We start from the raw sequence: 19,519 nt of genomic DNA on the forward strand, positions 1-19,519 counted from the left end.
TCTCAGACCCGGGTTTTTGTCATACCCGGGCCGCAGAATGGCGGGGTGCTGGTAGCGGTGGCGCCCGACGGGCGCCTTCAGGATCTGCGGGCCGATGGGTCTCCCCTCGGCCCGCCCCGGCACGTGCCCGATCTGGCCGCCGCGATCGCCGCTCAGGAGGCGGCCGACCATCCGCGCTGGGTGTGGCCGGCCACCAGCGATCTCTACCCGGTGCTGCTGCGGGCCGGTGTGCGGGTCGACCGCTGCCACGACCTCGAGCTGACCGAGGCGCTGCTGCTCGGCGCGGCCGGCCGATGGGGCGCGCCGCGAGCGCTGGCGGCGGCCCGGGCCCGGTTGCACGGCCTGCCGGTGCCGGCCGACACGCCTCGCCTGGCGGCCGAGCCGCCCGGCTTCGCCCAGGGCGCCCTCTTCGAGACCACCAGCGCTCCGCCCGCCTCCGCCGGCTTCGACGTGCTGGAGGCGGTCTGGCAGGTGTACGCGGATCAGCAGTCCCGCATCGCCACCACCGAGCATCCCGGGCGGTTCCGGCTGCTCGTCGCGGCCGAGTCGGCCGGTGGCCTGGTCGGGGCCGAGATGGGGCACGTCGGCCTGCCGTGGCGGGCCGACCTGCACGACCAGTTGCTGCGCGAGATGCTCGGCGCGCCGCAGCCGGTCGGTCCGCCCCGCCGGCTCGCCGAGCTGACCGCCGAGATCAACGACGCGTTCGGCACCCGCGGCCTGCACCCCGACTCCCCGGCCGAGGTGATGCGCGCGTTCGCCAAGGCCGGGGTCGACGTGCCGAACACGCGCGCCTGGGTGCTGAAACAGGTCGACCATCCGGCGGTGCGCCCCCTGCTGGAATACAAGGAGCTCTACCGCATCTGGGTGGCGCACGGCTGGTCCTGGTGCGACGCGTGGGTGCGCGACGGGCGCTTCCGCCCGGAATACGTGCCCGGTGGCGTGGTCTCCGGCCGCTGGGGCGCACGTGGCGGCGGCGCACTGCAGGTGCCCAAGGTCATGCGCCGCGCGGTGGTGGCCGACCCGGGCTGGCAGTTCGTGGTGGCCGACGCCGGCCAGCTCGAGCCGCGCATGCTCGCGGCCGTCTCCGGCGACGAGCGGTTCGCCGCGGCCGGCGCGGCCGGCGACCTCTATGCCGCGCTGGCCGCCGACTCGTTCGACGGCGACCGCGCCAAGGCCAAGGTCGCCCTGATCGGCGCGATGTACGGGCAGACCGGCGGCAACGCGATCCCGGCCCTGGCCGTGCTGCGCAAGAGCTACCCTAAGGCGTTCGAGTTCGTCGAGGCCGCGGCCCGCACCGGCGAGGCAGGCGGCCTGGTCCGCTCCTGGCTGGGCCGCACCTGCCCGCCCGCCGCGGCGTCCTGGCGCGAGGCCGGCCTCGACCCGCCGGAGGAGGCCGGTTCGGCCGAGATGCCGCAGGGCGGCGCGTCCGGCCGGGCCCGGGGCCGGTTCACCCGCAATTTCGTGGTGCAGGCCACCGCGGCCGAGTGGGCCCTGGTCCTGCTGGCCACGCTGCGCACCGCGCTGGTGGGCAAGAAGGCGGAGATGGTGTTCTTCGTGCACGACGAGGTCGTGGTGCACTGCCCGGCCGGCGAGGCCGAGGCGGTGGTGGCCGCCGTGCACGAGAGCGCGGAGCGGGCCGGCCGGTTGCTGTTCGGTGACACCTCGGTGCGCTTTCCCCTCGACGTCTCAGTAGTTGGTGTCTACGCCGATGGCAAGTGACGAGTGGGGTAGCTTTGTTGGTCCGACGCGAGAGGCGCTGCAACGGGGTGACACCCGCCACGCTCGCTCGGTGAATTCCGACCAAGGGCGCCTCCGTTGTAACCACGGAGGTGGTCGGTATGGAAAGAAGCGCGCGTGTCGCCGAGCTGAAGCGACTTCTGGCTGAGCGGATCGTGGTGCTCGACGGCGCCTGGGGCACGATGCTGCAGGGCGCCAAGCTCAAGCCCGAGGACTATCGCGGTGACCTGATCCCGCCGGACCATCTGCAGGACGTCACCGGCGACCCCGACCTGGTCATCCTCACCCGCCCCGACGTGATCCTCGACGTCCACCGACAATATCTGGCGGCCGGCGCCGACATCACCACCACCAACACGTTCACCGCGACCGGCATCGCGCAGGCCGACTACGGGCTCGAGTCGCTGGTCCACGACATGAACGTGCGCGGCGCCCAGCTGGCCCGCCAGGCCGCCGACGAGGCCGCCGCCCGCGACGGGCGCCCCCGGTTCGTGGCCGGCTCGGTCGGCCCGCTCAACGTCACCCTCTCGCTCTCCCCCAAGGTCGACGACCCGGCCTACCGCGCGGTCACCTTCGACCAGGTCAAGGCGACCTACGCCGAGCAGATCACGGCCCTGGTCGAGGGCGGCGTCGACCTGCTGCTGGTCGAAACGATCTTCGACACGCTGAACGCGAAGGCGGCCATCGCGGCCGCCCAGGAGGTCGCGCCCGACCTGCCGCTGTGGATCTCGGTGACGATCGTCGACCTGTCCGGCCGCACGCTGTCCGGCCAGACCGTCGAGGCGTTCTGGCGGTCGATCGAGCGGGCCCACCCGCTCGTGGTCGGGGTGAACTGCTCGCTCGGCGCGACCGAGATGCGCCCGCACGTGGCCGAGCTGGCCCGGCTGTCCGACACCTTCGTCGCCGCCCACCCGAACGCCGGCCTGCCCAACGCCTTCGGCGGTTACGACGAGACCCCCGCGCAGACCTCGTCGCTGGTCCAGGGCTTCGCGGCGGACGGGCTGGTCAACATCGTCGGCGGTTGCTGCGGGACGACGCCGGCGCACATCGGCGAGATCGCCAAGGCGGTCGCTCAGTTCAAACCGCGCGAGATCAACCCGCCCGCGCCGACCACCCGGTTCAGCGGCCTGGAGCCGTTCGCGATCGGCCCGGACACCGGCTTCGTGATGATCGGCGAGCGCACCAACGTCACCGGCTCGGCCAAGTTCCGCCGGCTGATCGAGGCCGACAACTACCAGAGCGCCGTCGACGTGGCCCTCGACCAGGTGCGCGGCGGCGCCAACGTGCTCGACGTGAACATGGACGCCGACCTGCTCGACAGCGAGCAGGCGATGACCACGTTCCTCAATCTGATCGCCACCGAGCCCGAGGTCGCCCGCATCCCGGTGATGATCGACAGCTCGAAGTGGACCGTGCTCGAGGCCGGCCTCAAGTGCGTGCAGGGCAAGGGCGTGGTCAACTCGATCAGCCTCAAGGAGGGCGAGGAGCCCTTCCTCGAGCACGCCCGCAAGATCAAGTCGTTCGGCGCCGGCGTGGTCGTGATGGCCTTCGACGAGCAGGGCCAGGCCGACACCCGCGACCGCAAGGTCGCGATCTGCGGCCGCGCCTACGACCTGCTGGTCGGCAAGGCCGGGTTCGCCCCCGACGACATCATCTTCGACCCGAACGTGCTCGCCGTCGCCACCGGCATCAGCGAGCACAACGGCTACGCGAAGGCGTTCCTCGAGGCCCTTCCGCTGATCAAGGCGCGCTGCCCGGGCGCCCGGACCAGCGGCGGCATCTCCAACCTGTCGTTCTCGTTCCGCGGCAACGACGTGGTCCGCGAGGCCATGCACTCGGCGTTCCTCTATTACGCGGTGCAGGCCGGCCTGGACATGGGCATCGTCAACGCCGGTCAGCTCGCCGTCTATCAGGACATCCCGGCCGACCTGCTCGAGCTGGTCGAGGACGTGCTCTTCGACCGCCGCGAGGACGCCACCGACCGGCTCGTCACGTTCGCCTCGACCGTCACCGGCAAGGGCAAGCAGCGCGAGGTCGACCTGTCCTGGCGCGAGGCCACGGTCGGCGAGCGACTGTCCTACGCGCTGGTGCACGGCATCGTCGACTTCATCGAGGCGGACACCGAGGAGGCCCGGCAGCAGCTCCCCCGGCCGCTGCAGGTGATCGAGGGCCCGCTGATGGACGGCATGAAGGTCGTCGGCGACCTGTTCGGCTCGGGCAAGATGTTCCTGCCGCAGGTGGTCAAGAGCGCCCGGGTGATGAAGCGCTCGGTGGCCTACCTCGAGCCGTTCATGGAGGCCGAGAAGGAGCAGGCGCGCCTCGAGGGCCGCGCCGAGGCCGACCGCGGCCAGGGCAAGGTCGTGCTGGCCACGGTCAAGGGCGACGTGCACGACATCGGCAAGAACATCGTCGGCGTGGTGCTGGGCTGCAACAACTACGAGGTGATCGACCTCGGCGTGATGGTGCCGGCCGCCAAGATCCTGGACACCGCCGTGGCCGAGGGCGCCGACGTGATCGGCCTGTCCGGCCTGATCACCCCGTCGCTCGACGAGATGGTCTCGGTCGGCGCCGAGATGCAGCGGCGCGGCATCAAGCTGCCGCTGCTGATCGGCGGCGCGACCACCTCGAAGCAGCACACCGCGGTGCGCATCGCCCCGGCCTACGAGGGCTCCACGGTGCACGTGCTCGACGCGTCCCGGGTCGTCGGCGTGGTTTCCGACCTGCTCGACGCGGACCGCGCCGAGAAGCTGGACATCGACAACCGCGCCCTGCAGGAGCGGCTGCGCGAGCAGCACGCCAACCGGCACGCCCAGCCGCTGCTGACGTTCGAGCAGGCCCGGGCCAACCGCGAGGAGGTCGACTTCAGCGACCTGCCCACTCCGGCCTTCACCGGCGTGCGCATGGTGGAGCCGTCCATCGCCGAGCTGCGCGAGATGGTCGACTGGACGTTCCTGTTCCTGGCCTGGGAGCTCAAGGGCAAGTTCCCGGCGATCCTCGAGCAGCCGGTCGCCCGCGAGCTGTGGGACGACGCCAACACCCTGCTCGACCAGATCATCGCGGACGGCTCGTTCCAGGCCCGCGGTCTGTACGGCTTCTGGGCGGCACACTCCGACGGCGACGACATCGTGCTCGGCGACGGCGTGTCGTTCCCGATGCTGCGCCAGCAGACCGAGAAGCCGCGCGGGCGGGCCAACCGTTCGCTGGCCGACTACATCGCGCCGGCCGGCCAGGGCGACCACCTGGGCGGCTTCGCGGTCGCGATCCACGGCGCCGACGAGCTGGCCAAGAAATACGAGGCCGAGAACGACGACTACCGGGCGATCATGGTGAAGGCGCTGGCCGACCGGCTGGCCGAGGCGTTCGCCGAGTTCCTGCACCTCAAGGCCCGGCGCGAGTGGTTCGAGCCGGACGCCCAGCCCGACCTCGCCGACCTGCACGCCGAGCGGTTCCGCGGCATCCGCCCCGCTCTCGGCTACCCGGCGAGCCCCGACCACAGCGAGAAGAAGGACCTCTTCGACCTGCTCGGCACCGACAAGATCAACATCAAACTGACCGAGTCGTACGCGATGATGCCCGCCGCCGCTGTCAGCGGCTTGATCTTCGCGCACCCGTCGTCGCGTTACTTTACCGTCGGCCGCCTGGGCAAGGACCAGGTGACCGACTACGCGAAGCGGCGCGGGATGCCGGTCGACGAGGTCGAACGCTGGCTGCGACCCAACCTCGCCTACGACGCCTGACTCAGGAACCGCACAGGCCGGTCACAGGGAGTGCTCGACTCGACTCGCTACGGTTAAGTGCCAGCTTCCGAAACGGAGGGACGGCACACACGGTGAGTGGCTTCAAGCGTCTCCTGCTCTCGATGATCCAGTCGAAGGTCGACCGGATGGCGCACCGGCACGGGGCGCGCCCCACGCAGCACCCGCAGTACGGCTACCACGGTCACTACCGTCATCACGGGCATTACCGACACCACGGGCACTACCGGCACCACGGCCACTACCGCCGCCGTCGCCGGTTCTGGTGAAGATAGCGGCCGGTCGCGATTCGCGGCCGGCCGCTTCGTTCCCGAAGCCCTCAGCCGGTGGCCGTTTCGTTCCCCGGAGCCCTCAGCCGGTGATCACCGTCGCGATCGCCTCGATCGAGATGAGCAGGCCGCGCGGCAGCTCGACACCGCCCGGGGCCGAGCGGGCCGGCGGCGGGTCCGGCATGTAGCGGGCGTAGATCTCGTTGATCGTCGCGAAATCGGCCAGGTTGCGATAGAAGATCGTGGTCTTGACCAGGGTCGACATCGAAGCGCCGGCCGAGGCCAGGACAGCGTCGAGATTGCGCAGCGCGAGCCGGGTCTGCTCCTCGATGCCGGCCGGGATCTCCCCGGTCCGCGGGTCAATTCCCGCGGTGCCCGAGCAGAAGACGAAGCCACCGGCGACTACGGCCTGGCTGTACGGCCCGATCGCGGCCGGCGCCTGATCAGTGGAAACTGCGATTCGTTCCATGACGTCCTTTCCCTCGGGGTCTTCACGGCAGCAGGGTCGCGTAGGTGCGGGCCTTGGCCGCGTAGACCGGCATCCGGGTCTGTGAGCCCAGCGCCGCCAGCTCGGCCACCGCCGCCCGCGCGCGCGGCAGCCGGAAGGTCGTCGCGACGTCGCAGATGGCGTCGAGGGTGTCGGCGTCCATCCAGCGGCAGATCGGCGGCGGCCGGTCGGTGGCAGGGTGATAGGCGCCGTCCAACCACTGCAGGGCCTCGGCGGGATTGCCGCGCCGGGCGGCCAGCAGACCGAGCCCGCGGCGGGTCACCGACAGCCAGCACGGGTCGCTCAGCCGGACAGCGGCGGTCCAGGCGGCGGCCAGTTGCTGGCCGGCCTCGTCGAGCCGGCCCTCGTGCAGGTCGAGCTCGGCCGCCACGGCCAGCGCGAGCGGCCGGAAGGCGGTCCACCGCTCGGCGGTGACCAGCCCCATCGCCCGGTCGATGTGCTCGCGGGCCGCCTCCGGATTGCCGTCGATCAGCTCGGAACGGGCCAGCAGCGTCAGTGACCAGGCCGCCTTGCGGGGCTCGCCGGCCCGCTCGGCGAACTCGACCGAACGCCGGAATTGGGCCGACGCCGGCCCGGCCCGGCCGCTGTCGGTGAGCGCGAACGCCTCCACCCCGAGCACGGCCGACAGCTTGCCGTCGTCGTCGCCGGCCAGTTCGCGGGCCGCGCGCAGCAGGGCGCCGCCGGCGTTGTCGCGCGAGCCGAGCGCCACGAAGGCCAGCTCCCGACCGGCGGTGGCCGCGGTTTCCCGGTCGCCGGCCGCCCGGGCCAGTGCCGCCGCCCGCCGGAGTGCGGCCACCCCGGCCGGTTCGGTCAGCGACACCGCGTGGACCATCGCCGCGCCGAGCGCCGCCTGGGCCTCGCCCTCGACCCGCTGGTCACCGAGGTCGCCGGCCATCGCGACCGCCGACCGCAGCCGATCCAGCCCATCCGCCGTCGCGCCCGCCGCCAGCGCGGCCTTGCCCGCCTCCACCTCGAGCCGGGCCATCAGCCGCCGCCCGTCCGGCAGCAGAGTGAGGCCCCCGGCCGGCCCGGGCTCGCGCAGGCCCGTGCCACCGCCGGAAGTGGCCAGGGCGGCGGCCAGGGCGACCCGGGGTGATGGGCGGACGCCCAGCTCGCGCTGGAACAGGGCGGTGCACGCGGCGGCCGCGGCGTGGGCGGCTATGCGATCGCCGGTCGCGGCCAGGACGCGTACCAGAAGCTCGTGATTTTGCTCTTCCCAAGGCGCCAGCTGCACCAGCCGGCGGGCCGGAGGCACGGCCTCGGCCGGGCGCCGGGCGGTCAGCCGGGTGTTGATCTCGGCTCGCAGCGCCGCACGCAGCGCCGTCGCCACCCGTTCGCGCTGGTGCGCCAGCCAGAGGTCGAACTCGGGGCAGTCGGCCAGGTCGATGCCGGCCAGCAGTTCCTCCGCCCCGACTTCGGGGCCCGCGCGGCCGGCCAGCAGCAGTTGCGCGTCGACGACGGTGTCGCCGCCGAGGTCCAGGGCCACCGGGTCGCCGTCGAGGCGCGCGTCGGAGCGCAGGCCACGACGCAGCTCGGAGAGCGACCAGCGCAGCGCCGCCGGGGCGTCGCTCGCGTCGGGGAACAGCATCCGCACGAGCTCGCGCCGTGGCACCGGGCGTTCGCTGAGTGAGGCCAGGGCGAGCAGGGCCCACGTCTTGCGGCCACGTGGCCGCGGGCTCTGCTCGCCCGGCCGATGAATGCCGGGACGCCCGAGAAGCTGGATCGTCGCCCCCACGTCGGGTGATTGTCCACGCGGAAGCGTCTTCGGGCCACCGGACATCCGACACCACCCTCAGCCGATGCCGGCGGCTAGGGCCTTCACGTCGGCCGTGGTCAGCGGCTTGCCGGCGATGCCCCACTCGCCGCTGGCCACCTCCTCGACCACGACCCACGTCACCGGGCGCATGTTCTCGCCCTCGATCGCGACCATCGCGTCGGTCAGGTCGGAGATCATGCGGTTCTTCTGGGCCGTGTCGAAGACTCCCTCGATGACCCGGACATTGATAAGCGGCACAGTGCCTCCCCCTTGAGAAAACGGATGAGGGCACTGTGCCGCGCAGGCGTGTGCGGAACCGTGTGACGACGGTTCAGGAGTCGCTGGACCGGGCCCAGAGGTTGATGCCGGACTCGGTGGCGTACTTGTCGATCTCGGCCAGCTCGTCGTCGCCGAACGACGTGCCGGCCAGCGCGGCCACGTTGTTCTCGAGCTGACGCACCGAGCTGGCGCCGATCACCGTCGAGGTCATCCGCGCGTCGCGCAGCACCCAGGCGATCGCCATCTGCGCCAGGGTCTGGCCACGCTGCGAGGCGATCTCGTTCAGCGCGCGAATTTTGTCCAAATTATCCGTACTCAGCAGATCGGTTGAAAGAGATTTGTCCGAGTTTGCCCGTGAGTCCGCCGGGACGCCGCCCAGGTAGCGGTCGGTCAGCATGCCCTGCGCCAGCGGCGAGAAGGCGATGCATCCCGCGCCCACCGACGACAGGGCGTCCAGCAGGCCGTCCTCGATCCATCGGTTCAGCATCGAGTACGACGGCTGGTGGATCAGCAGCGGCGTGCCCAGGTCACGCAGGATGGCGGCCGCCTCCAGCGTCTTGGCCGGCGAGTACGACGAGATGCCGGCGTAGAGCGCCTTGCCGGACCGGACGGCGGTGTCGAGCGCGCCCATCGTCTCCTCGAGCGGCGTGTCCGGGTCGTGCCGGTGCGAGTAGAAGATGTCGACGTAGTCGAGGCCCATCCGCTTCAGCGACTGGTCCAGCGACGCGGTCAGATACTTCCGGGAACCCAGATCGCCGTACGGGCCGGGCCACATGTCGTACCCGGCCTTGGTCGAGATGACCAGCTCGTCGCGGTAGGGGCGGAAGTCCTCGGCCAGCAGCCGCCCGAAGTTGACCTCGGCCGACCCGTACGGCGGACCGTAGTTGTTCGCCAGGTCGAAGTGCGTGATGCCGAGGTCGAAGGCGCGGCGCAGGATCGCCCGCTGCGTCTCGATCGGCTTGTCGTCGCCGAAGTTGTGCCACAGGCCCAGCGAGACGGCGGGGAGCTTGAGGCCGCTGCGGCCGGTCCGCCGGTATTCCATCGAGTCGTAGCGGTCGGTGGCGGAAACGAAAGTCATGGTCTCTCTCAGGGAAGAAGCGCGAGGTCGGAGGCGGTGAGATCGAGGTCGGAGGCGGCGGCCGAGTCCTGGATCGAGGCGGGCCGGCTGGCCCCCGGGATCGGGACGACCACCGGCGACTTGGACAGGTGCCAGGCCAGGCAGACCCGCTGCGGGCTCACCCCGCACCGTTCGGCGACCTCGGCGAAGCCGCCGCCCAGCCCGCCCGCCCGGCCGATGCCGCCCAGCGGCGACCAGGGCAGGAACGCGATGCCGAGCTGGTCGCACAGCTCCAGTTCGGCGGTGGACGACAGGAACGCGGGCGAGAACTGGTTCTGCACCGAGACGAGCCGGTCACCGAGGATCTCGCGGGCCTCGACGATCTGGGCCGGGTCGGCGTTGGAAATGCCGGCCATCCGGATCTTACCGGCGTCGAGCAGGTCGCGGAGGGCGCCGACCGATTCGGCGTACGGCACCGCCGGGTCGGGGCGGTGGAACTGGTAGAGGCCGATCGCGTCGACGCCGAGCCGCTTGAGAGAGGCATCACAGGCGCTCTGCAGGTACGACGGTGCGCCGTCGACGGTCCAGCTGCCGTCCCCGGGGCGCAGGTGACCACCCTTCGTGGCGACCAGCACGCCGCTGGTGTCGCCGCCGTAGGAGGCGAGCGCCCGCGCGATCAGCGACTCGTTGTGACCGACCTCGTCGGCGTGGATGTGGTAGGCGTCGGCCGTGTCGATCAGCGTGACGCCGGCGTCGAGCGCGGCGTGAATCGTGCTGATCGAACGCTCTTCGTCCGGGCGGCCCTCGATCGACATCGGCATGCCACCGAGGCCGATCGCGCTGACCTGGACTTCACCGATGCGGCGGCTCTGCATGAGGGGTCCTCTCGCGTACGGGGTACGAACTCCACCCTGGTACCCAGCGGGCCCGCGCGTCCAACACGGCAGCCCCGCCGGGACCAGCCGGCGGGGCGCTGCGGTCACTGGTCAGACGGCCAGCAGGTGCTGCTCGGGAACCGCACCCACCTCGGTGACCCGGCCGGTGCTGAGGCAGTACTGCGCCGCGACCGCTTCGAGCGCGCCGATGCGGAGGGCGTCGCCGAGCACCGTGGAGCGCTCCCGGACCTGCTCCACGGTGTAGCGCGCGTGCTGCCGGCCGACCTCGTCCAGGGTGGACGCGCCACCCAGGCGGGCGCGCAGCACGTTCGGCGAGATCTTCTCGGCCACGTCCCGGATGTAGCCGTGCGGGACGGCCACCTCGTCGACGACCCGGGCCGCCGCCGCGACGGCGCCGCAGCCCTCGTGGCCGAGCACGACGAGCAGCTCGACGCCGAGGATCTCCACGGCGTACTCCATCGAGCCGATCACCGCCGCGTCCAGCGTGTGCCCGGCGGTCCGGACCACGAACAGGTCACCGAGGCCCTGGTCGAACAGGATCTCGGCCGGCACACGCGAGTCCGCGCAGCCCAGGATCAGGGTCTTCGGGCTCTGCGAGCCGGTGAGCTCCGCCCGGCGTACCGCGCCGCGGGTGTCGCCGGCCTCGCTACGTCCCTCGGCCCACCGCTGATTGCCTTCGAGCAGCCGTGCCCAACTGGTGCTGGTCATATGTCTTCGCTCCGATCAGTTCAGGATGGCGCCGGTCACGGCGACCTGCTCTTTGAGGACTTCGCTGATGAGGTCTTGGGTCTCGTTGATCTGCTCGACGGCGGTGTGAATGTCGGCCAGCGACGCGGTCACCGCGTCCACCCGTGCCTGGATCGTGTTGACCCGGTCGCTGACGTCGGCGGTGGCCCGTTCGGTCTCGCTGGACAGTTCCTTGACCTCGCCGGCGACGACCGCGAAGCCCTTGCCGGACTCGCCGGCCCGGGCCGCCTCGATGGTCGCGTTCAGCGCGAGCAGCTTGGTCTGGGCGGCGATCGACTGGATGGCCTGCACCACGTTGTTGATCTCGGCGCTGGCCTGACCGAGCGCTGCCACCTGCTCGTTCGCCTCGACGGTGAGCCGCTCGCCCTGCGCCGCCACGGCCGAGGCGGAGCTGACGTTGCGCTCCACCTCCGCGATCGACTCGAGCAGGTTGCGGCCCGCGCTGTGCAACTGCTCGGTCGAGACGAAGCGCTCCAGGGCCTGCCCGACCAGGAAGGCCGTGTTGCGCAGCGCCGCCTCCCGGCCCGGGTACATGATCAGGGTCCGGGTGGCGAAGAAGTCCATCGTTCCGACGATCTTGCCGGCCACCCTGATCGGCAGGCAGACGCCGGACTTGACCCCCGCGCGCTGCGCGGCCGGGCGGCGCACGCAGTCGGTCAGCTCGCCGAGGTCCTCGACGAAGACCAGGTCGCCACGCGCCCAGGCCCGGCCGGAGAGCCCGACCCCTGCGCGAACGACGCAGACATGGTGACCTGGCGGAACTCGGCGCCGGCGTCGCCCGACTCGAGCGCGAAGCGGAGCACCTGGTCCTTCTCGTCGAGGCTCCAGAACGAGCCGTACTGCCAGTCGAAGTCCTTGCGGACGGTCTCCAGGGCGGAGCGCAGCGCGTCGTCGCGGCTGGTGGCCTGGGTCATCTGGCGGATCACCGTGGAGACCGCGTCGACGTCCTGGTTGGCCTTCTCCTGGCGGACCCCCTCGTGCAGGCGCATCAGGGTGTTGGAGACCAGCAGGCCGACCGTGCGCAGGACGGCCAGCCGGCCCTCCGACGGGCTGAGCTCCTCCATGGCGAAGAAGTCCATGGTGCCGACGACCTTGTCGTCCTCGATCAGCGGGAAGCAGATGCCGCTGTGCACGCCGGCGCGGGTCGCGGCCGGTGCCCGGGAACAGTCGGTGAGCTCGGCGAGGCTCTTGACGAAGACCAGGTCACGGGCCCGCCAGGCGCGTCCGGAGAGCCCGACGCCCTCGGCGAACGCCGCCTCGAGCGTCACCCGGCGGAACTCGTCGCCGGCGCTGCCGCTCTCCTGGGCGAAGCGCAGCACCTGCGCCGTCGTGTCCAGCTGCCAGTACGACGAGTACGCCCAGCCGAACCGCTCCCGGACCAGCCGGAGCGCGGCGCCGATGGCTTCGTCCGGCGAGCCGGCCGTCTCCATCGCCCGAACGATCTCGGTGACTGCCTCGACGTCCGCCCGTGCTTCGTCGAGGTCGGCGTTGAGCTGGGCGGATGCTGACTTGTTTTTCGAGCCGAACACGGGGCTCCCTTCACTTGGGGTGACGGGAATGTCGGCTCGGACAGTGCCTAGTTGAGGACAATGAAGTCGGACATTACCTACCGGTAGGGCGAACCAGCCCGTTGTCGTAGGCGAAAATGACCGCCTGGACCCGGTCCCTCGCCCCGATCTTGGCCAGCACCCGGCCGACGTGCTTCTTCACGGTCGACTCGGTGAGTGTGAAACGCGCCGCGATCTCGGTGTTGGTCTCCCCGTGGCCGATCGCGACGAGCACCTCCCGCTCCCGCTCGCTCAGCGCGGCCAGCCGGGGATCCGTCGCCGGCGCCGGGCCGGGCCGATTCACGTACGCCTCCATGAGCTTGCGGGTCAGGCTCGGCGCGACCACCGCGTCGCCGGAGGCGACCGCCCGGATGCCGGCGATCAGCTCCTCGGGGCGGGCGTCCTTGAGCAGGAAGCCGCCGGCCCCGGCCCGCAGCCCGGCGTAGACGTATTCGTCGAGGTCGAACGTGGTGAGGATCAGCACCCGGGTGCGGTCGCCGGCCGTGGTGATCCGCCGGGTCGCCTCGATGCCGTCCATCCCGGGCATGCGCACGTCCATCAGCACCACGTCCGGCCGGGCCTGACCGGCCATCCGCACCGCCTCCACGCCGTTGGCGGCCTCGCCCACCACGGTCATCCCGGGCGTGCCGTCCAGCAGCATCTTGAAACCGAGGCGCTGCAGCGGCTGGTCGTCGGCGATCAGCACGGTGGTCACTGAGCCTCCTTTGGCATGCCCTTCTGGCCCTCGCCTTCCGCCTGGGCGCGCAACTTGCGGAAGTGCCGCTCGGTGCAGGCGGTCATGCCCGAGGCTCCTTCAGTACGACGTCCACCAGCCAGCCGCCCTCGGCCGGGCCGGCGCCGAGCACGCCGCCGTACATCGCCGCGCGTTCCCGCATCCCGACGAGTCCGTGGTGCGGCGCCGCGGGCGCGGCCGTGCCGTTGTCGTGCACGCGGACGCGTACCTCTCCGTCGCCGGCCGCGACCGTGACCTGCGCGGCGGCGGCGCGGCCCGCGTGCTTGAGGGTGTTGGTCAGCGCCTCCTGCACGATGCGGTAGACCGCGAGCTGCACGCCCCGGCCAAGGGTGTGCAGGTCACCGGAGGTGGAGTAGGTGACCGGCAGGCCCGCGGCCCGCACGCTCGGCAGGAGCCGGTCCAGGTCGTCGATGCCGGGCTGCGGGCTCAGCTGCGGGTCGGCGTCCTCCTCGCGCAGCACGCCCAGCACCCGGCGCAGTTCGCCGAGGGCCTGCCGGCCGGTCTCCCCGATCAGGCGCAGCGGCTCGGCGGTCTGCTCGTTCCGGGAGGTTGCCAGCGCCGCGCCGCCGTCGGCCAGGCCGACGATCACCGAGACGTGGTGGCCGACGATGTCGTGCATCTCGCGGGCCACCCGGGCGCGCTCGTCGGCGACGGCGAGCCGGGCCCGCTGGTCGCGTTCGGTCTCCAGCCGGGCGGCCCGATCTTCCAGCGCCATCAGGTAGGCCCGGCGGGTGCGCGCCACCAGGCCGAACGCGACCGCGGCGGCCGACGTGCCGAGCACCAGGAACAGTGTGGTGGTGCGGTGCTCCAGCACCGGTTCGAACAGATAGATCTCGGCGACCAGCAGCGCGACGGTGATCCCGGCGGCCCAGCCGAACGCCCGCCAGCTCGCGCGGGATGCCACCGAGAAGAGCATGACCAGCAGGATCACCCCGGCGCCGACGCTGACGTGGAGCAACACCTCGGTCAGCTCGATGGCCGCGGTGGCCACGAACGCCGGGAACGGGTGCCGCCGCCGCCAGTAGAGCGGCGGCAGCAGCGCCGCGGTCGCGATCGTGGCCGACAGCGGCGCCTGGACGATGCCCGGGATGCTGAAAAGCACGATCGGGATGGCCACCAGGGCGTCCAGCAGCCACGGGCGGCGCCGGTCGAGGGCCCGCATCCGCTGCTGCCGGTCGAGCAGCCACCCCTGCGCGTTCATGAGCTAAGCGTCGCTCTTCTTGAGCCGGTATGCCGCCGCAGCCAGAGACACGGCGACATATCCGGCGAAGACCGCGAGCCCGGTCCACGGCGCGAGCGTGTTGCCGGAGTGGGTCAGGGCCATCACGGCGCTGCCCGCGTTGCTCGGCAGATAGGGCGTGATCGCGTCGGAGATCGACTGCGGCAGCAGCGCGGTCAGTCCGGGCACGATCAGCAGGGCGCCGGCCAGGATCGCGATGGCACCGGCGCTGGAGCGGACCAGCATGCCGAGCGCCACGCCCAGGACGGCGACCAGGCCCAGGTAGAGGCCGGCGCCGAACAGGGCCCGCAGCACGCCGTCATCGCCGATTCCGGCGCCGGCGATCGCGCTGTTGAGCACCGCCGACCCCAGGAAGAACGCCAGGAACGCGCCGGCGGTCATCACGACGGCGGCGGCAAGACCGGCGACCAGGCTCTTCGACCACAGCACCGGGAGCCGGCGGGGCACCGTCGCGAACGTCGACCGGATCATGCCGGTGGAGTACTCCCCCGCCCCCAGCAGCACGCCGAGCACGCCGACGGCGAGGGCCGCGAGGGTGCTGCCGGACAGGGCGAGGTCGATCGCGCTCAGGCCCTGGCCGGCGAAGGAGGCCGAGGCGATCATGCCGAACGCGATCAGGAGCAGGGCGGAGACACCCGTGGTGATCCAGGTGGAGCGCAGCGAGGAGAACTTGGTCCATTCCCCGGCGATGACGCCTTGCGTGGTGAGTTTCATCGGGCAGCCTCGTATTCGACGGCGTCGCGGGTCAGGTCCATGAACGCCTCCTCCAGGGAGGCGTTCTGCGGGACGAGCTCGAACAGCGGGATCCCGCGGGTGGCCGCGGCCAGCCCGATCTCCCGGGCGCTCCGGCCGGTGACGAACAACGCGTCGGCGCCGGTCGAGGTGACCGTGACGCCGGCCCCGCCGATCAGCGCGCGCAGCTCGTCCGGGGCGGCGGTAACTATCCGGACGCCCTCCGCGGTCACCAGGTCGGCCACCGTGGTGTCGGCGAGCAGCTTGCCGCGGCCGACGATGACCAGGTGGTCGGCGACCAGCGCGACCTCGCTCATCAGGTGCGAGGAGAGCAGCACCGTGCGGCCCTCGGCGGCCAGGCCGGTGAGCAGGTTGCGGACCCAGAGCACGCCCTCCGGGTCGAGGCCGTTGACCGGCTCGTCGAGCATGATCACGGCCGGGTCGCCGAGCAGCGCGGCGGCGATGCCGAGTCGCTGGCCCATGCCGAGGGAGAACGCGCCGACCCGCTTGTGCGCCACCTTCTCCAGGCCGGCGAGGTGGAGCACCTCGTCGACCCGGGAGCGCCCGATGCCGTGGGTGCGGGCCATCGCGAGCAGATGGCTGACCGCGGAGCGGCCGGGGTGCACGGCCTTGGCCTCGAGCAGCACGCCGATCTCGTGCAGCGGTTTCTCCGACGCCGCGAACACCCGGCCGTTGACCAGCACATCACCCGAGGTCGGCGCGTCCAGGCCGACGATCATCCGCATGGTGGTGGACTTGCCGGCGCCGTTGGGCCCGAGGAAGCCGGTGACCTGACCGGGCTTCGCGGTGAACGACAGCCGGTCGACGACCGTTTTCGCGCCGTACCGCTTGGTTACTTCGCGTACCTGAATCATGGTCTCGACGCTACGGACCGCGACGACGGCCGAAGTGGTACCACGGGCGGCAATCAAGGCCGCCCGTGGTACCCAGGTAGTACTACTTGACGGCGCCCGCGGTCAGGCCGGCCTGGATCTGCCGCTGGAAGATCGCGTAGACGACGATCATCGGCAGGATCGACAGGGTCAGCGCCGCGAACAGCGTCGACCACTGCGCGTGATAACCGGCCGAGACGCTGATGTTCGCGATGCCCTGGGTGAGCAGGTACTTGTTCTCGGCGCCCGGCCCGGTCATCACGACCACCGGCAGGAGGTATTGGTTCCACTGCCCGACGATGTTGAAGATCGTGATGCTGACCAGGCCGGACCGGGCCATCGGCATCATGATCTGGAAGAACTTGCGGGTGTGCGAGGCGCCGTCGACGGTCGCCGCCTCCTCGATCTCATAAGGCAGCGACTTGAAGAACGCGGCCAGGAAGAACACCGTGAACGGCAGCGAATAGGCGATGTAGACCAGGACCAGGCCGGTGTACGAGCCGAGCAGCCCCATGTTCTTCAGGATGTAGAACAGCGGCGCGAGGGCCATGAACGTCGGGAACGCGAGACCGGAGACGAACAGGTAGTAGATGAACCGGTTGCCCGGGAACTTGTAGCGGGCCAGAACATAGGCCGCCATCGACCCGAACAGCATCGTCCCGGCCGTGCTGATCAGCACCACGATGACGCTGTTGAAGAAGTAGCGCCCGATGTGCGCCTCGGTCCACGCGTCGAAGTACGTGGAGAGGGAGAAGCTCGACGGCAGCGCGAACGGCTTGCCGAGGAAGATCTCGGTGTTGTTCTTGAAGGACGCGAGCACGACCCAGATCAGCGGGCCGGCCGTGACCAGGGCCCAGGCGATCAGGGCGATGTGCGCGAGCCCGGTGAACGCGTTGATGTCGCGCTTGGCGTTCGGCTTCTCGCCGGCGCTCTTCTTCGTCTCCGGGGCGGGGGCGGTGGCAAGCGTGGTCATGAACGGCCCCCTCAGGCTTCCACGGAATCGCGCCGGGTGACCCGCAGGGTCAGCGCCGCGAAGGTCAGGGTCAGGAAGAACAGCACGACGCCCAGCGCGCAGGCATAGCCGGCCTGGGAGAAGTCGAACGCGTTGCGATAGATCATGAGACTCAGCACCGAGGTCGCGCCGTTCGGGCCGCCCCGGTCCACCGACATGATGTTGACCAGCGCGAACGCGTCGAACGCGGCGATGCCGAGATAGACCCAGGCGACCTGGATGGTGCTCCAGAGCAGCGGGACCGTGATCCGGAAGAACAGCGTGATGCGGGTGGCGCCGTCGAGCGCGGCGGCTTCGTAGATGTCGGTGGAGATCGAGCCCATGCCGGCCGAGAACAGCACCACGTAGAAGCCGACCGCCTGCCAGATCAGCACGATCAGGATGCAGGCCATCGCATAGCGCTCGTCGGCCAGGAACAGCCACGGTTTCCACGAGGCCGGGAACAGGCCGTTGAGCATGCCGCTCTTGTCCGGGCCGAAGACCCGGCCGAAGATCACCGCGACGATGGCCAGGGCCAGCAGCTGCGGGAAGAAGAAGATGATCCGGTAGACCTTGGAGCCCCAGACGCCCCGGGTCTGGCCGCCCTTGTGCCCGCCACCCACGTTGAGAAGGAACGCGAAGACCAGCGCGATGACGATCGTGATGATCGGCAGCAGGATCAGCAGGAACAGGTTGTGCTTGATCGATTTCCAGAACGTGTCGTCGTGCCACAGCTTCACGAAGTTGTCGAAGCCGATGTACTCGATCTTGCCGAGGCCGGACCAGCTGGTCAGTGACAGCTGGAACGTCTGGAGGTACGCCGCGACCACGAAGATGGCGTAGAGCGCCACCGGCACGACAAGGAAGCCGATGATGAAGGGATACTTGCCGTGCCGCATGGCGCCCTACCTAAAACTCGAGATCAGCTGCGGGTGAACTTGGTGATCGAGGAGTCCTTGGCAACCGCCTGGGACGCCTTCTCCATCCGGTCGCAGAACTTCTGGGCGTCGCCGCCCTTGAACATCAGGTCGTTGACGGCCCCGCGGGACTCATCGTCGAGCTTCTTGTACCAGGTGTCGAACAGGTAGCCCACGAAGACATCCTGGCCGGCCTTGGTCAGCACGTCGTTCGCGCTGGTCAGACCGGGAGAGATGGTCTGGCCGTCGGACGCGCCCGCCACCACCGTAAGCGACTTGGTGAGCTTGGTGAAGCCCAGCGCCGCCTCCTTGGAGAGCATCGCCCGCAGGTACTCCTTGCCGCCCTGCGGGTTCTTGCCCTTGGCCGCCGCGAAGTAGATCTCGCCGGCCGCCGCGTTGATGGCGGTCGCCGGGAGCTTGTCGGCGGCGGTGACGCTCGGGAACGCGCAGACCGCGTACTCGAAGCCGGCCGGGGTGTCCTTGGCCTGCTCGTTCTCCAGCCAGGAACCACACGGGTAGAACGCGACCTTGTCCTGGTCCTGCTGCAGCTGGACCTCGGTGTGCCGCAGACCCAGGAAGGTCTTGTTGATGTACTTGTTGCCGATCTCGCCCCAGGCCTGAGCGGCCTGCTTGATCGGGTCGGCCGTCCACGCGCCCGGCTTCAGGTTGTCGATGTCCTTCAGCGCCTGCTCGGTGCCGATCTTCGCGGCGCTGGTGAGCAGGGCCCGGACCATGTAGTACGACGCGTTGGCGCCCGCGTAGCCGAACGGCGTGATGCCGGCCGCCTTGATCTTGTCGCACAGCGCGGTGAAGTCGGCCCAGGTGGTCGGGATCGTCCAGCTGTTCTTCTGGAAGAGCTTCGCGTTGTACCAGAGACCGAAGACCGTGTACGAGTAGTTCATCGCGAACGGCTTGCCGTCGTAGGTGCCCTGCTCGATGGCGCCCGGCACCAGGGTCTCGGCCACGGTCTTGCCCGGGACGTCCCAGGACGGGGCCGCGAACAGGTCGGTCAGGTCGGCGGCCTGGCCGGCCTTGACGATCGCGCCGAAGTCCATCAGCTTCGAGCCCGAGTTGTTGATCATGTCCGGCGGGTTGCCGGCGTTGATCCGGGGCTGGATGACCGTGGAGACTTCCTCGGTCTGCGAGAACGTGATCTTGGCGTCGGCCCACTTCTTGTTGAACAGCGGGGTGTCCACGTCGGTGGCGTACGCCGTGCCCAGACCGCCGTTGAAGATGACGATCTCGACGCCGGCCTTGGTGTCGATGCCCAGCGGGTTGTCGGCCGACTTGGCGCCGGACGACTGCGTGGCGGGCGTGTCGTCACCGCCGCCGACACAGGCGCTCAGCAGACCAACCGCGGGGGTGGCCATCAGACCGACGGCGGCCGCCCGGCGCAGCAGGGTGCGGCGGTCGACCTCGTTGGCGAATATCTCGGTCACAG

General features: G+C 70.5%; 18 protein-coding genes and 1 pseudogene. 3 read left to right on the forward strand and 16 right to left on the reverse strand.

Features of this window, described 5'->3' with window-relative positions; all coding sequences use genetic code 11:
* The first annotated feature begins 45 nt into the window (after positions 1 to 45).
* The 3 genes from AB0E90_RS03465 (at position 46) to AB0E90_RS03475 (ending at position 5,761) form a co-directional block, all read left to right on the forward strand.
* Positions 46 to 1,719 (forward strand): bifunctional 3'-5' exonuclease/DNA polymerase, encoded by a 1,674-nt coding sequence (locus tag AB0E90_RS03465; protein WP_360398535.1) that lies wholly within the window; start codon positions 46 to 48, stop codon positions 1,717 to 1,719.
* A gap of 119 nt (positions 1,720 to 1,838) precedes the next feature.
* On the forward strand, positions 1,839 to 5,474 hold the full coding sequence (metH, locus tag AB0E90_RS03470; RefSeq protein ID WP_360398537.1) for a methionine synthase: 3,636 nt from the start codon (positions 1,839 to 1,841) through the stop codon (positions 5,472 to 5,474).
* A 92-nt stretch (positions 5,475 to 5,566) separates the two neighbouring features.
* The gene (locus AB0E90_RS03475) at positions 5,567 to 5,761 is read left to right on the forward strand and encodes a hypothetical protein (protein WP_360398539.1); all 195 of its coding nucleotides are present in this window, start codon (positions 5,567 to 5,569) and stop codon (positions 5,759 to 5,761) included.
* 82 nt (positions 5,762 to 5,843) lie between these two features.
* Here AB0E90_RS03475 and AB0E90_RS03480 read toward each other — a convergent pair whose 3' ends face one another.
* The 16 genes and pseudogenes from AB0E90_RS03480 to ngcE all read right to left on the reverse strand — a co-directional run bounded on the left by AB0E90_RS03480 (position 5,844) and on the right by ngcE (position 19,517).
* Positions 5,844 to 6,230: a Rid family detoxifying hydrolase gene (locus tag AB0E90_RS03480; RefSeq protein WP_360398541.1), complete on the reverse strand. Its 387-nt coding sequence runs from the start codon at positions 6,228 to 6,230 to the stop codon at positions 5,844 to 5,846.
* Positions 6,231 to 6,252: 22 nt separating this feature from the next.
* Positions 6,253 to 8,049, reverse strand: a complete 1,797-nt coding sequence (locus AB0E90_RS03485; protein ID WP_360398543.1) for a BTAD domain-containing putative transcriptional regulator — start codon at positions 8,047 to 8,049, stop codon at positions 6,253 to 6,255.
* A gap of 12 nt (positions 8,050 to 8,061) precedes the next feature.
* Positions 8,062 to 8,283, reverse strand: coding sequence for a tautomerase family protein (locus AB0E90_RS03490; RefSeq protein ID WP_360398545.1), 222 nt, complete (start codon positions 8,281 to 8,283; stop codon positions 8,062 to 8,064).
* Positions 8,284 to 8,356: 73 nt separating this feature from the next.
* A complete protein-coding gene (gene mgrA, locus AB0E90_RS03495) occupies positions 8,357 to 9,382 on the reverse strand; it encodes an L-glyceraldehyde 3-phosphate reductase (RefSeq protein ID WP_360398547.1) in 1,026 nt (341 codons plus the stop codon).
* 8 nt (positions 9,383 to 9,390) lie between these two features.
* Entirely contained in the window at positions 9,391 to 10,236 is an 846-nt protein-coding gene (locus AB0E90_RS03500; protein WP_360398549.1) for an aldo/keto reductase, read from the reverse strand.
* 111 nt (positions 10,237 to 10,347) lie between these two features.
* A complete protein-coding gene (locus AB0E90_RS03505) occupies positions 10,348 to 10,965 on the reverse strand; it encodes a carbonic anhydrase (protein WP_360398551.1) in 618 nt (205 codons plus the stop codon).
* Positions 10,966 to 10,980: 15 nt separating this feature from the next.
* Positions 10,981 to 11,538: a methyl-accepting chemotaxis protein gene (locus tag AB0E90_RS03510; protein WP_360399429.1), complete on the reverse strand. Its 558-nt coding sequence runs from the start codon at positions 11,536 to 11,538 to the stop codon at positions 10,981 to 10,983.
* A pseudogene (locus tag AB0E90_RS03515) lies at positions 11,536 to 11,718 on the reverse strand (GAF domain-containing protein); the annotation flags it as partial. The pseudogene AB0E90_RS03515 and the gene AB0E90_RS03510, both read right to left, overlap by 3 nt.
* Positions 11,661 to 12,434 (reverse strand): GAF domain-containing protein, encoded by a 774-nt coding sequence (locus AB0E90_RS03520; RefSeq protein ID WP_360399432.1) that lies wholly within the window; start codon positions 12,432 to 12,434, stop codon positions 11,661 to 11,663. The pseudogene AB0E90_RS03515 and the gene AB0E90_RS03520, both read right to left, overlap by 58 nt.
* 172 nt (positions 12,435 to 12,606) lie before the next feature.
* Entirely contained in the window at positions 12,607 to 13,266 is a 660-nt protein-coding gene (locus AB0E90_RS03525) for a response regulator transcription factor (RefSeq protein WP_360398553.1), read from the reverse strand.
* A gap of 82 nt (positions 13,267 to 13,348) precedes the next feature.
* Positions 13,349 to 14,506, reverse strand: coding sequence for a histidine kinase (locus AB0E90_RS03530; protein ID WP_360398555.1), 1,158 nt, complete (start codon positions 14,504 to 14,506; stop codon positions 13,349 to 13,351).
* A gap of 3 nt (positions 14,507 to 14,509) precedes the next feature.
* On the reverse strand, positions 14,510 to 15,259 hold the full coding sequence (locus AB0E90_RS03535; RefSeq protein WP_360398557.1) for an ABC transporter permease: 750 nt from the start codon (positions 15,257 to 15,259) through the stop codon (positions 14,510 to 14,512).
* On the reverse strand, positions 15,256 to 16,152 hold the full coding sequence (locus tag AB0E90_RS03540) for an ATP-binding cassette domain-containing protein (protein ID WP_360398559.1): 897 nt from the start codon (positions 16,150 to 16,152) through the stop codon (positions 15,256 to 15,258). The genes AB0E90_RS03535 and AB0E90_RS03540 overlap by 4 nt, the downstream gene beginning before the upstream one ends.
* Positions 16,153 to 16,234: 82 nt before the next feature.
* A complete protein-coding gene (locus AB0E90_RS03545) occupies positions 16,235 to 17,143 on the reverse strand; it encodes a carbohydrate ABC transporter permease (RefSeq protein WP_360398561.1) in 909 nt (302 codons plus the stop codon).
* Between the two features lie 11 nt (positions 17,144 to 17,154).
* Complete coding sequence (locus AB0E90_RS03550; protein ID WP_360398563.1) at positions 17,155 to 18,060, reverse strand: sugar ABC transporter permease; 906 nt, start codon at positions 18,058 to 18,060, stop codon at positions 17,155 to 17,157.
* A gap of 23 nt (positions 18,061 to 18,083) precedes the next feature.
* Complete coding sequence (gene ngcE, locus AB0E90_RS03555) at positions 18,084 to 19,517, reverse strand: N-acetylglucosamine/diacetylchitobiose ABC transporter substrate-binding protein (protein WP_360398565.1); 1,434 nt, start codon at positions 19,515 to 19,517, stop codon at positions 18,084 to 18,086.
* Between the last annotated feature and the right edge of the window lie 2 nt (positions 19,518 to 19,519).

It is taken from the genome of Actinoplanes sp. NPDC026619 (assembly GCF_040638295.1).
Lineage (GTDB): Bacteria > Actinomycetota > Actinomycetes > Mycobacteriales > Micromonosporaceae > Actinoplanes.